Below are 13,266 nucleotides of genomic sequence, written 5' to 3'. Positions count from 1 at the left end.
CGCCGTGAATTTATTACTGAGTTCACGGTTGTATTTTTAATTTGATATACCATGAAAAACAATGAATTTATTCCTGCATTGGGCCATGGATTTTTGGCATTTTTAAGAAATAGTATGAAATTGATAATCTGGGTGTTAAAAAAGCTATTTGTCAAAAAGTGCTGTCGTTAAGTCCATAGTAAATGAATGTGTGAATGATGTAACTTATCGCTAAAATTGTGCAAGGCCGCTGAGCAGTTAAGGGCTTAGCTTTGTTGAGAGAATATTCTCTACCATTACAACCACATTAAGATGAGTCATCAAAAATTTCAAAGTTGCATCGCCGCCTGTTCAGCCTGTGCAATAGAATGTTACCATTGTGCAAGTGCCTGCCTGGAAGAACAAGACATTAAAATGTTGGCTCGGTGTATCAAATTAGACCATGATTGTGGGGCCATTTGCCAGTTGGCTTTACAAGCTATGGCCAGCGGCAGTGAGTTCGCACACCAAATCTGCAAACTCTGTGCAGAAATCTGCACTGCCTGTGCAGTGGAATGTGAGAAGCACTCACACATGGAGCATTGCAAAAAATGTGCAGAAGCATGTCGCAAATGTGCTGCCGAATGTAGCAATATGGGTAAAATGTAGTGTGCAAAATCTCCTTTCACAGCGATTCTCATCAATACTTCCTTTTTTCCAATTCCTTTTAAAAAATTTGACTTACATGAAACACACATTTCTTTTATCGCTGCTTACCATACTTTGTGTGCTGAGTGGCTGCAACTCCAGCAATACTACCGCAAAGGAAGACGCTGGCCAAAAAGACCAAACCCACGGTGCGCACAACATGGCCATGATGGAATCCATGGATGCCATGATGCAACGTACAAATGCCATGAAGATGACGGGGGACTTCGATGTAGACTTTGCCAACATGATGATAGAGCATCATCAGGGTGCCATTGACATGTCCGAGATTCAAGTAAAGTCGGGTTCCGATGCTGAATTGAAAGACATGGCAAAACAAATCATCGTGGCTCAAAAAGCAGAGATTGTCAAGTTGCGAGACTTCGTTCAGGCACATCCGGCTACAGGCATCCAGCAGCAGCCAATGCACAGCAGAAGCATGCAATCAATGCACGACCAAATGAAGTCTATGTCCATGAACGGCAATATGGACCAGGATTTTGCCAGTATGATGATGATGCACCACGAAGGCGCAGTGACCATGGCCAAAGAGGAATTGGCCAATGGCCAGCACGCCGAGTTGAAACAGATGGCACAACAAATGATTGACGACCAGCAGCGGGAAATTGCGAGTTTTCAGGCCTGGTTGGATAAAAACCGGAAATAGCCCCTGAAAATCAAAATGGCCTGGTATAGGCCAATGTCATTGACTTAAGGGTTTTTTGCATTGAATTTGGCATCGTGCTTTTGCTTCAGAACCCCCGACCCCTAAAGGGGAGTACAGCCTACGTAAGTTTGAAATTTATTCGTATTGTACTGAATTCCAAAATCTTAAGTATGCGTAAGATGTACTCCCCTTTAGGGGTCGGGGGTTGGTAGACCTCAGCACGATGCTGCGCTGAATGCACTTTTTTTCTTAAGTCAATGACATTGTGGTATAGGCCGGAAACCACTTAAAATACATTGAGCAGTCAAAAAATCTCTTTGCACAGTATCTTTACTTTGAGGCGATGTGCAAGGAGGTTTTTTTAAAATTTAACAAAAGAAGCAACAATGGAAAACCACGACCATCATCAAAATAAACCTCAAGCTCAAAAAGAGCCCAAAACGCCTACCCCTGCGCCGCATCACGCCGCCGCCAATCCTCCCATGAACCATACTGGCCATGACCACCATGCTATGATGATCGCTGATTTCCGCAAAAGGTTTTACATCGTCCTGATCTTGACCATTCCCATCATGCTGCTGTCCCCGATGATCCAGCAGTTTATGGGGGTGAATTGGCAATTTCCCGGCTCACCATACCTCTTATTGGGCTTGTCCTCCGTCGTGTTTTTTTATGGTGGCTGGCCCTTTTTAACCGGCTGGATTGAAGAAATAAAAACGAAGAACCCCGGCATGATGTTTTTGATTGGGTTTGCCATAACTGTTGCCTACATCTATAGCGTCGCCATTGTATTTGGGTTGCAGGGCATGGATTTTTTCTGGGAACTGGCCACCTTGATCCTGATCATGCTTTTGGGGCACTGGATAGAAATGAAATCGGTGGCCGGAGCCTCCAGGGAGTTGGAGTTGTTGGTGCAGTTGATGCCTTCCGAGGCGCACCTGGTTGTGTCGGATAAAATTCAGGAAGTAAAAACCGACACCCTCAAAGCAAACGATGTCATTCTGGTCAAACCTGGCGAAAAAGTGGCTGCGGATGGCATTGTTTCGGAAGGAGAAAGTTACCTGAATGAATCGATGTTGACGGGGGAATCCAAACCCGTAAAAAAAATCAATGGAGATAAAGTCATTGCTGGCTCGATCAATGGCAACGGTGCCATCAAAGTCACCGTATCACATGCCGCCAAAGATTCGTACCTCTCGCAGGTCATCAAGCTGGTGGATGATGCCCAAAAATCAAAGTCCAAAACCCAATTGTTGGCCGACCAGGCTGCCAGATGGCTTACCCTTGTTGCAATTGTAGCGGGGCTTGCTACTTTTTTCTACTGGTATTTGACGGGTCAATCTTTGGCTTTTGCCATGGAAAGAATGGTTACTGTCATTGTCATTTGTTGCCCGCATGCACTTGGCTTGGCCGTCCCATTGGTCGTGGCAAAGTCAACGGCCTTGTCTGCAAAACACGGCTTATTGATCAAAAATCGGACAGCTTTTGAAAATTCCAGAAAGATCAGCACCATCGTATTTGATAAAACGGGGACCCTCACCGTAGGCAAATTTGAGGTATCCAAAATCGTTGCCTTGCAAAGTGGCCTAACTGAAAATGAAATCATCCGTTTGGCCGCTGCATTGGAGCAAAAATCGGAACACCCCATTGCCACGGGTATTCTGAAAAAGGCTAAAGACGCAGGGATCCCTATTCCCGTCGCGGAGAATTTTAATGCCATCACTGGCAAAGGTGTGGAGGCTACCGTAGAGGGTAAAAAAGTATTGGTGGTTAGTCCCGGCTATCTGACCGAAAACAACATTCCACTTCCCGTGGATTTCACGGCAAACGATACCGAAACGGTGGTTTTTGTGCTCGTCAACAATGAATTGGCCGGGTACATCTCATTGTCAGATGAAATCCGCCCTGAATCAGCAGACGCGATCAAAACCTTGGCCGAGAACAACATCAAATCCATTTTGCTTACGGGCGACAATGCCAAAGTTGCCAAAAGTGTAAGTAAAACTTTGGGGATGAACAGTTTTATGGCAGAAGTATTGCCGCATCAAAAACTGGAAAAAATCAAGGCACTACAAAGCCAAGGAGAATTTGTGGCCATGACGGGCGACGGCGTAAATGACGCTCCCGCTCTAGCCCAGGCAGACGTTGGTATAGCAGTAGGTTCTGGCAGCGACATTGCCGCAGAAACCGCAGGGATCATTCTGGTAAACAGCAACCCCAAAGATGTGGTGAGTTTGATCCTCTTTGGAAAAGCAACCTACCGCAAGATGATTCAAAACCTCATTTGGGCAACCGGGTACAATGTCATCGCGCTGCCCTTGGCGGCAGGGGTATTGTACAATTGGGGAATATTGCTCAGTCCCGCCGCAGGCGCCGTGTTGATGACGGTAAGCACGGTGGTGGTCGCCATCAATGCAAGTTTATTGAAAGTAAACTAAATCCTAATCCCTGGCTTGCTACGTATATTGGTACAGTACCGCACCATATGAAAAACGCAAGCATTTGGATCCTCTTACTGGTTTATCTTACTGCATCCTGCATGGAGCTCTTGCCAGTATTGAAGGATACACTTGCGCACCTTTTTTGGCACCACCATCACCTGGAGCACGTGCACCACGGCGATGAAGACCATACTCACGTAGGGGAGGAAATCGTCCAGTTGTTGAACCTGGATCATGGTGCTACCGCAGCCCTCTCGGAATCACCCGACTTTAAATTCACTTTATCGGTACACTTGATTGCACCGACTATCGTATTCAAAACGCGCAGATTAGGTTATAGGCACTCAGTTCCCATTCCACTTTATTGTTTTAGTTGGTCATTGGGTGTAGGGGGCGCAGTTTTCCAACCACCAGAGCTCGCCTGAGCATTTGTACCCCTCTCGGGCAGGGTCGATTGGTTCTCAATTGAGCACTGTTTTCAACCCCGAAGGGGTGACAGGATTATAGGAAAAATGTCATGAGGATGTATTTGAACCCCGAAGGGGTGACATTATTTGACCGTACCCTCACCGTTTTATTCCATAATGCCACCCCTTCGGGGTTTTTCTCAATGGAATAAACACGGCTATTTTGCTATAATCCTGTCACCCCTTCGGGGTTTAAGCCAGAACCAATCGACCCTGCCTATCGGGGTACACCATTTTTCTTTATCCATAATGTCCGCCTGCCCATTGAAGGGATCAGGCTCGGCTTTGTATTGCTAACATTCTAGCGCAGGTACATCCGCCCTGTATCTGGCTTATCCAAGATATTTTGACCATGAAAAAACGACATTACCCAAAAATGACGCTCTTGGGTTTACTCCTGCTTTTGCAAACAGGTTTGCTTTGTGCACACGACATCCTCGGACGGGTGCTCAATGCCCAAACGGGAGAAGCCATTTCAGGCGCCACTATTTTTATTCCCTCACTACAAACAGGTACCACCACCAACGAGCTGGGGGCCTTTAAAATCAAAGACTTGGCCGGGGATCAGTACGAATTGAGTATTTCTTTTGTGGGATTTATGACCCAAACTGTGCAGGCGAACACGAGCGCGTCGCTGGATGTTCGCCTGGAGCCTACGGTGCTCGACCTGACTGAATTTGTGGTAAACAATCAACGCGATCTGGGCAAAACCATGACCTTGATCAATAAAATTGACCTGGAATTGCGCCCTACCCGTTCTTCACAAGATGTGTTGCGGATGATCCCAGGGCTCATCACCGCTCAGCATGCTGGTGGAGGCAAGGCCGAACAAATTTATTTGCGCGGCTTTGACATTGACCACGGCACCGACATTCGGGTAACCGTTGATGGCATGCCCGTCAATATGGTCAGCCACGCCCACGGACAAGGTTACGCCGATTTGCATTTTTTGATCCCGGAACTGATTGACAACGTTGATTTTAACAAAGGGCCATACTATACCCAGCAAGGCGATTTCACTACGGCTGGTTATGCCAACTTCAACACCCGCAATGCCCTCGCGCGCAGTTCGATCAAATTGGAAACCGGGCGCTTCGACACCTATCGGGCCGTTGGGCTTTTGGATTTGTTGGGTAAAAATGCCGGTAGCCAGCAAAATGCTTATTTCGGCTCTGACCTGACGTTCAGCAATGGCCCTTTTGAAAGCCCTCAGAATTTCAACCGCATCAACCTCATGGGCAAATACCACGGGTTGATTGGCTCGGATCAGGTGCTAACGGTTTCTTTGTCCACATTCAGCAGCCGCTGGGAAGCATCGGGGCAAATTCCAGATCGCGCAGTACGCAGTGGCCTCATCAGCCGCTTTGGTGCCATTGACGACAACGAGGGAGGCAATACGAGCCGTACCAACGCCAACATTCAACTGCTCAAAACCCTGGAGAATGGCGACTTGTTGCGCAACCAGTTTTATTATGTCAAAAACAAATTTCAACTCTTCTCCAATTTTACCTTTTTCCTCGAAGATCCAGTTAATGGTGACGAAATTCGCCAATACGAGGATCGGGATATTTTTGGCTACAACCTTTCTTATACAGCAGAGCGTAAGTTGGGCTCAATGTCCTTGCGCTCGGAGGCAGGCTTAAACATCCGCTACGACAAAACCAAGGGCACGGAATTGTCGCGTACCCTCAAGCGCAATACCCTCATCAGTTATGCGGCTTTGGGGGATATTGACGAGCTGAATGCGGCGCTCTATGTCGATGAAGTACTAAAGGTGAGTAATCGTTTTACAATCAATGCTGGCTTGCGTTTTGACCAGTTCAGCTTCGGCTATGTCAACCTCTTGGATAGCCTGTACGATCACCCCGTGGTATCTGCCAATACAGTCAGCCCCAAGTTGAATTTTTATTACAATGCGAGTCCAAGTGTGCAAATTTACCTTAAGTCGGGTATCGGCTTTCATTCCAATGATGCGCGGGTGGTGATCCCTCAGAACGGGGTCGAAATTTTACCCAAAGCTTATGGCGTTGACCTCGGTGCTTTTGTGAAGCCATTTCCCAATCTGTTTTTGAACGTAGCAGGGTGGTTTCTTGATCTGGATCAGGAGTTCGTTTACGTGGGCGACGCGGCAGTGGTAGAACCTTCGGGCAAAACGCGCCGTTACGGCCTTGATCTTTCTGCGCGGTACCAGGCGACCAAGTGGTTGTTTGTAGACCTGGATATGAACTACACAGTGCCGCGTAGCCGGGAAGGTGCCGAAGGCGAGAATTACATTCCCTTGGCACCTACCTTTACCAGCATTGGAGGCCTTACGACCAAATTTGCGAAGGGCTTGAATGGCAGTATACGCTACCGCCATGTGTCGGATCGTCCAGCCAATGAAAACAATACCGTAAGCGCTTTGGGCTATACCCTGATCGATGGAGGCCTCACTTACACTGCTCGTAAAGCGGAGTTTGGTTTGTCGTTCGAAAACATCTTGAATGTGGACTGGAACGAGGCGCAGTTTGATACCGAAAGTCGCTTGTTCAATGAGCAGGATTCAGTATCGGAATTGCATTACACTCCAGGAACGCCATTTTTTGCAAAAGTAAGTGCGACGTTCTTTTTTTAAATAAAAAAATGTCCAACAGTATGGAAAGCCCGGCAGACGAATTAAGCGTTTGCCGGGCTTTTTAAATAAATGTGTGAATGATGTAAATTATCATGAGTATTGTATAACACTTCCGGGTAGTAAAGACCTTAATTTTATTGCACAAGAATTTTAGTACAAATAAGCTGGCATGGCATTCAATAAATTAGATAAAAATTGTGTGCTGACCATCAACAGTGGTTCCTCCAGCATCAAGTTTGCTTTGTATAAAATTGAAGAAGAGCCGACGCAGGTGTTCTCCGGGAAGATAGAACGCATTGGGACGAAAAACACAAAACTCAGCTTTAATAAGACGGGAATCAATCAAAAAAACAGTGAACCGGTAGCCATACTGGAGCATGCTGATCCTGCCAATTTCCTCATTGACTGGCTAGAAAAACAGGAGGACGTTGGTGCTGTCAAAGCGATAGGACACCGAATCGTATACGGCATGAAACATACCGTGCCGGAGCAGATCACCCCTGCTTTATTGGATGAATTTAAGGCAATCAGTAGTTATGATCCAGAGCACATGCCCGGCGCCATTAAATTGATCGAAGCGTTTGGCCAGCGTTATCCCACAATTGCACAAATTGCCTGTTTTGATACTTCTTTTCATGCTTCCATGCCTCAAGTCGCGAAATTATTACCCATCCCACGGCGCTTTCAGGCCATGGGCATCCAACGCTACGGTTTTCATGGACTTTCGTATACCTGGCTGATGGAAGAGCTCAACCGAATAGCTGGGAGTGAACCCGCCCAAGGCAGAGTAATATTGGCGCACCTGGGCAATGGTGCAAGCCTTGCTGCGGTAAAAAATGGCAAAAGCCTGGACACCAGCATGGGTTTCACCCCTACATCCGGATTGCCAATGGGCACGCGCACTGGCGATTTGGATCCTGGTGTCGCCTGGTATTTAATGCAGACTGAAAAGCTTAATCCAGCACAGTTTAGTCACCTGATCAATCATGAATCCGGTCTACTGGGTATCTCGGAAACAAGTGCTGACATGCAGGAGTTGATCAAATCTCGTGGTACGGATACCCGGGCTGCTGAAGCAATTGAACTGTTTTGTTACCAAACTAAAAAATGGATCGGATCCTATGCTGCCGCACTTGGAGGTTTAGACACCTTGATATTTTCAGGCGGCATTGGCGAGCATCAGCCAGAAATTCGCAAGCGCATCTGCGAGGGGCTGCAATTTTTGGGCATTGAATGGGATGAAACCAGAAATGCACAGAATGAAGCCATTGTTTCTACCCCAAAAAGCAAAGTTTGTGTCCGAGTAATCCAGACCAATGAGGAATCAATGATTGCAAGATTGGTTTGCCAATGCTTAGTAGTGGGGCAAAAATAAGTGATCATTTTTCCTGAGCCAGAGGATTAGATAAGGCACTTGAAATGAAACGTTTACTTATCTAATCCTCTGGCAAAATGATCACTTATTTTTTTATCGCCCTTAGAACAGGTTAAAAACTAAACACTATGACGGTAGAAAACATCGACATCGAAGTTCAAACTTTATCGCCCGAATTGCTTCAAAAGATGGATGCTTACTGGCGAGCAGCCAATTATTTATCGGTTGGCCAAATCTATTTGTACGACAATCCCCTGCTTAAAAAGCCATTGCCGCTTGAACACATCAAACCCCGTTTGTTGGGGCATTGGGGCTTGTGCCAGGGCTGGCTCGAAGGATACCTGCTGACGGGCAGGCATGGTCTGTTTTCCTGTTATGAAGCATTCATTCATATTGTGGGTTCGATGTTCAACCAACACGCCAAGTGGCTGCAAGTCTCTCGTAAAATACCCTGGAGGTACCCCATTGCGTCCTTGAATTACCTGCTCACCTCGCATGTATGGCGACAAGATCACAATGGGAATAGCCATCAGGATCCTGGATTTCTTGATCATGTGGCCAATAAAACAGCAGATGTTATTCGCATGGTGAAGACATGCCAGAAATTATTGATTGGAAATGGAATTTGAATTTACAGTCCTGATAAACTGGGAAACCCCAAAAAGTATTCTGACATGGTCAAAGTGGACAAAAAACCAGCAACCAATAAATCCGACACCCCCAACTGGGCTTCCCAGGAGAAGGAATTGTTTACCCGTTTGGGTGTAGACATCGAGCAGGGCTTGTCGGTGGCAGAAGTCGCCACCCGACTGGAATCTTTTGGCCCCAACGCCATTGTCCAAGACAAACAAACACCTGCGTGGAAGATCTTCCTTCGGCAATTCAAAAGCCCCCTCGTTTTGTTGCTGGTTGTGGCGGCAGGCGCGTCGTTTGCCTTTCAGGAATGGTTAGATGGAAGTGCCATTTTGGTAGTCGTTTTTCTCAATGCCGGCATTGGTTTTTACATGGAATTTCAAGCTGGGCGCAGCATGGCCGCGCTGAAAAAAATGGTTGCTGTTTCAGCTAAAGTTCAACGTGGAGGCAGCTTGAAGGAACTCAACATCGAAATGCTGGTACCCGGTGACGTGATCTACCTGGAGGCCGGGGACATGACCCCTGCCGATGCCCGACTCTACAATAGTTCCCAGCTGCAAGTGGACGAATCCTCCCTTACTGGCGAGAGCGTTCCCGTGGAAAAAGAGCCCGCTGTGCTGCCCCCCGACACGCCGCTGGCAGAACAATCAAACTTGCTTTTTAAAGGTACATTCGTTACCAAAGGCAATGGCTGGGCGGTGGTTTTTGGAACGGGCATGAACACCGAGTTGGGAAAAATCGCCCACCTTGTAGGTACATCCGAACAGGCTGCCACGCCGTTAGAAAAGAAATTGGAAGCATTCAGCGGGCGCCTCATCAAAATCACTATTGGCTTGGTAGTCGTTATTTTTGGTGTAGGTGTTCTTGGAGGAAAGCCAATTCTGGAAATGTTCGAGACCTCCATTGCTTTGGCCGTAGCCGCAGTTCCGGAAGGTTTGTCGATTGTCGCCACCCTCGCACTGGCGCAAGGAATGCTCAAATTGGCCCGTCATAAAGTGATTGTCCGCAAACTTTCGGCAGTCGAAACCCTGGGTGGAACCACCGTCATTTGCACCGACAAAACCGGAACGCTCACGCAAAACAAACTGGAAGTCGAATCCTTGGCTGCGCCGGGGGGTACCTGGGCAAAAAGCAACGATGCAGCCGATATGCCAGTTGGTCATTTGCCGGAGTTGCAGTACCAGCGCCTCATCCAAATTGCCATTTTGTGCAACACCTCGGAGATTGTCGCTCAGAAAAGGACGATTAAAGAAATTGGCGATCCGCTTGAAACAGGCTTACTCAAGTTCGCACACCGACAGGGCGAAGACATCAAAGACCTTCGATTAAAATCCCCCAAAGTGTCGGAAATGCCCTTCAGCTCGGAAACCAAAATTATGGCCACCTTGCACGATACCCCGGAAGGTAAACTGGTTTTTGCCAAAGGCGCGGTCGAAGACTTGCTGAACTGTTGTTCCTTTATACTCGATGGGGACAAAACCACTCCCCTGAGCCCCAAGGCGAAGAAGACTTGGCTAGGCGAAGCGGAAAACATGGCTTCATCGGGGTTAAAAGTCATCGCGGGTGCTTTTAAATCAGATGCAAACGCTACGCAGGAACTGGCTAAAGACCTGGTTTTTGTGGGGCTTTTTGGTTTGATCGACCCGCCCAGAAAAGAAATCCCCGCCGCCATCCGCCACTGCCGGGATGCTGGAATCGAGGTGGTTATGGTCACCGGCGACCACCCTGCCACCGCAAAAGCCATCGGCAGGCAGTTGGGCATCATCGATACTGATGAAACTGACGTGGTGTTGGGAAAAGAAATGCCGGACTTCGAAAAACTCAGTAAGGCGGATAAGTCGCGCTGGGTCGCCGCCAAAATATTTGCCCGGGTTAGCCCCAAGCAGAAACTTGATTTGATCCGGGTTTTTCAGGAGCGCAAGGCCATCGTGGGTATGACTGGCGATGGCGTGAACGATGCCCCCGCGCTCAAAAAAGCCGACATTGGCATCGCCATGGGCAAACGCGGCACCCAGGTAGCGCAAGACGTAGCGGACATGGTGCTGCGCGACGATAGTTTTGCCAGCATTGTTGCGGCCATCCGCCAAGGGCGGGTCATTTTTGACAACATCCGCAAGTTTGTCATTTACCTCTTGTCCTGCAACCTGAGCGAACTGGCGATCATTGCCATTGTAGCCGTGTTGCTGCTGGATTTCCAGTTGAAGCCGCTGCAAATTTTATTCATCAATCTGGTCACCGATGTGTTACCAGCTCTGGCCTTGGGTGTTACGCCTGGTGGCCCGGAGGTGATGAAGCAGAAGCCGCGCGCTGCCGACGAACCCATCATTGACAAATCACGTTGGTGGCGCATTTTTTTCTATGCCGGGGTCATCACAGCGACAAGCATCGGAGCAGTGTATTGCAGCCATTACGCCCTTCATGCCTGGGGAGATTGGGATGCTGCGCTTTCCAACAACATCCTGTTTTTTACCCTGATTTTCGCCCAGTTGTTCCATGTGTTCAACATGGGTTCGATGGACCTACCGTTTTGGCGCACTGAGGTGGTGCGCAATCGCTACGTATGGTTTGCAGTGGGTGGGTGTGTTCTTATTGTAGCCGTGTTGTACCAAATTGCGCCGGTGCGCAAGGCGCTTTCCATGGTGCCCATGTCGGTCGCTGATTGGGCGCTGAGCATCGGGGCGGGATTGCTGGCGATGGTGGTCATTAGGCTGGCTAGGAATTTGAAGTTTTTTCAAAATGAAAAGCAATGATTGATTTAGTGATCTCCTGGCCGCTTAAAATGAGCATCATCGTTTTGTTGATTGCTGCGGGTGTTATCGGGCTTATTTTAATGGTTGGTAGCATAAATTTGAGTATCCAATTTAAAAAAGAGGTAAAAGAACTTTTTGCTCAATCGAAGCCTATTTCTGCTAACCAGGTATTCAGCTATGAGCAATTAAACGGCTTACCCGAGCCCGTTCAGCGCTATTTTAAGCACGTTTTAAAGGAGGGTCAACCGTACGTCAGTTACATCCGATTGACCCACGATGGACAATTTAAAACGGGGCAAGACAAAGATTGGCTGAGTATAGATGGTGAACAGTATTTCACCACCGAAAAACCCGGCTTTATTTGGAAAGGCACGACCACAATGTTCACCGCCCGCGATAAGTACATTTCGGATAAAGGACGATTGGTGGTTTCGCTGTTGTCCCTGATCAATGTAGTAGATGCGCAAGGCGAAAAATACAATGAGGGAGAATTGCAGCGCTGGCTGAGCGAAGGTGTTTGGTTTCCGACCAACCTATTGCCGAGTGAAAGATTGCAATGGTCTGCAATGGATGCGCAGACTGCAAAATTGACCTTCAATTACCAGGGCCTGTCGCTATTTTATATTGTCAGCTTCAATAAGCTTGGCGAGATCACCCAAATGGAAACAAAACGATACATGAACGAAGAGAAACTGGAAACCTGGATTGGTAAAATGAATGATTACCAAGAGCTGAATGGAATAAGGGTGCCGACCAATATAGAAGCGCTTTATAGATTGGAAAAAGGCGATTACCCTTATGCAAAGTTTAAGGTGAAAAAAATCGAGTATGGCCAACCTGAAAAGTTTTAATTTTTATGTAAAACAGGCCCCTAAAATAAAACCATTATGAACAGGAAAAAATTCTTAGGTGTTGCTGGCGGTGCGGTTTTGGTGATCGCTGGCGGCTATTACCTGCAAAGTGACAAAAGCAATTTCGTCAGAGCAGATCTTGAGGGAAGTTTTCCTGAAAAAATTCCCCTTACCGCTGATGAAAAAAACATCCTGTTTTTGGCCTCCTTGGCACCCAGCGGACACAACACCCAACCCTGGTTTGTAAAATACATTGAACCTTACCATTGGATAATCGGCAATGACAAAAACAAATGGCTTCCTGGGGTTGATCCCACCCAAAGAGAAACGATCCTGTCGATCGGGGCATTCACCCAAAATCTGGAGTATGCGGCCAGCAACCTGGGTTACCATTGTCAATTCGATATTTTAGCCACCAACAACCAGGATGAACACGTCATATCTGTCAAATTGACCAAAGCAATCAATGCACCCAAATACAACATTGAAAAAATAAAACAGCGTAGAACCATCCGATCAAATTACCTCAGTAAAGTACTCAAAAAAGAGGACTTTGATGATTTAATCGGAGGAGAACCGGATTTTTTTCATTGGCTACCCAATACCTCAAAAGAGCATCAATACCTGAATGAACAAACGATTGAAGCCAATCGAATTCAATCGGGTGTAATTCAAATTGTCGCACCTCATCATTAAGCTGCGGATTTCCTGAAAATATTAGTGATGAGATCGAATTTTTGGCTGCGTAAAGCGACCCTAAGTTTGATCATCTTATCGCAACCATCATCAGACCAGCGTTGCC

General features: G+C 47.2%; 9 protein-coding genes and 1 pseudogene. All 10 read left to right on the top strand.

From position 1 onward, the window contains the following. The first annotated feature begins 291 nt into the window (after positions 1–291). The 10 genes and pseudogenes from ACEW9O_RS06905 (at position 292) to ACEW9O_RS06860 (ending at position 13,160) form a co-directional block, all read left to right on the top strand. Positions 292–627 (top strand): four-helix bundle copper-binding protein, encoded by a 336-nt coding sequence (locus ACEW9O_RS06905; RefSeq protein WP_373549408.1) that lies wholly within the window; start codon positions 292–294, stop codon positions 625–627. A 76-nt stretch (positions 628–703) separates the two neighbouring features. Then, the gene (locus ACEW9O_RS06900; RefSeq protein ID WP_373549407.1) at positions 704–1,333 is read left to right on the top strand and encodes a DUF305 domain-containing protein; all 630 of its coding nucleotides are present in this window, start codon (positions 704–706) and stop codon (positions 1,331–1,333) included. Between the two features lie 386 nt (positions 1,334–1,719). After that, on the top strand, positions 1,720–3,771 hold the full coding sequence (locus ACEW9O_RS06895) for a copper-translocating P-type ATPase (RefSeq protein ID WP_373549406.1): 2,052 nt from the start codon (positions 1,720–1,722) through the stop codon (positions 3,769–3,771). Positions 3,772–3,818: 47 nt separating this feature from the next. Further along, positions 3,819–4,199 carry a hypothetical protein gene (locus ACEW9O_RS06890; RefSeq protein WP_373549405.1) on the top strand — a complete coding sequence of 127 codons (381 nt, stop codon included), beginning with the start codon at positions 3,819–3,821 and terminating at the stop codon, positions 4,197–4,199. A 394-nt stretch (positions 4,200–4,593) separates the two neighbouring features. Continuing rightward, positions 4,594–6,855: a TonB-dependent receptor gene (locus ACEW9O_RS06885; protein ID WP_373549404.1), complete on the top strand. Its 2,262-nt coding sequence runs from the start codon at positions 4,594–4,596 to the stop codon at positions 6,853–6,855. 169 nt (positions 6,856–7,024) lie between these two features. Then, complete coding sequence (locus ACEW9O_RS06880) at positions 7,025–8,230, top strand: acetate/propionate family kinase (protein WP_373549403.1); 1,206 nt, start codon at positions 7,025–7,027, stop codon at positions 8,228–8,230. A 128-nt stretch (positions 8,231–8,358) separates the two neighbouring features. Then, positions 8,359–8,817: pseudogene (locus ACEW9O_RS06875) on the top strand (hypothetical protein); the annotation flags it as partial. Positions 8,818–8,904: 87 nt separating this feature from the next. Continuing rightward, complete coding sequence (locus ACEW9O_RS06870; RefSeq protein ID WP_373549402.1) at positions 8,905–11,613, top strand: cation-translocating P-type ATPase; 2,709 nt, start codon at positions 8,905–8,907, stop codon at positions 11,611–11,613. Then, positions 11,610–12,464, top strand: a complete 855-nt coding sequence (locus ACEW9O_RS06865; protein WP_373549401.1) for a DUF6544 family protein — start codon at positions 11,610–11,612, stop codon at positions 12,462–12,464. The genes ACEW9O_RS06870 and ACEW9O_RS06865 overlap by 4 nt, the downstream gene beginning before the upstream one ends. Before the next feature lie 36 nt (positions 12,465–12,500). After that, entirely contained in the window at positions 12,501–13,160 is a 660-nt protein-coding gene (locus ACEW9O_RS06860; protein WP_373549400.1) for a hypothetical protein, read from the top strand. The last annotated feature ends 106 nt before the right edge of the window (positions 13,161–13,266 follow it).

It is taken from the genome of Haliscomenobacter sp. (assembly GCF_041740695.1).
GTDB lineage: Bacteria > Bacteroidota > Bacteroidia > Chitinophagales > Saprospiraceae > Haliscomenobacter.
This window is presented reverse-complemented; position numbering and strand designations above follow the sequence as displayed.

Excerpts from the sequence above, each read along its gene's own strand:
- ACEW9O_RS06880 (WP_373549403.1), top strand. The coding sequence starts at position 7,025 with ATGGCATTCAATAAATTAGATAAAAATTGTGTGCTGACCATCAACAGT.
- ACEW9O_RS06895 (WP_373549406.1), top strand. The coding sequence starts at position 1,720 with ATGGAAAACCACGACCATCATCAAAATAAACCTCAAGCTCAAAAAGAG.
- ACEW9O_RS06905 (WP_373549408.1), top strand. The coding sequence starts at position 292 with ATGAGTCATCAAAAATTTCAAAGTTGCATCGCCGCCTGTTCAGCCTGT.
- ACEW9O_RS06860 (WP_373549400.1), top strand. The coding sequence starts at position 12,501 with ATGAACAGGAAAAAATTCTTAGGTGTTGCTGGCGGTGCGGTTTTGGTG.
- ACEW9O_RS06865 (WP_373549401.1), top strand. The coding sequence starts at position 11,610 with ATGATTGATTTAGTGATCTCCTGGCCGCTTAAAATGAGCATCATCGTT.
- ACEW9O_RS06885 (WP_373549404.1), top strand. The coding sequence starts at position 4,594 with ATGAAAAAACGACATTACCCAAAAATGACGCTCTTGGGTTTACTCCTG.
- ACEW9O_RS06900 (WP_373549407.1), top strand. The coding sequence starts at position 704 with ATGAAACACACATTTCTTTTATCGCTGCTTACCATACTTTGTGTGCTG.
- ACEW9O_RS06870 (WP_373549402.1), top strand. The coding sequence starts at position 8,905 with ATGGTCAAAGTGGACAAAAAACCAGCAACCAATAAATCCGACACCCCC.
- ACEW9O_RS06890 (WP_373549405.1), top strand. The coding sequence starts at position 3,819 with ATGAAAAACGCAAGCATTTGGATCCTCTTACTGGTTTATCTTACTGCA.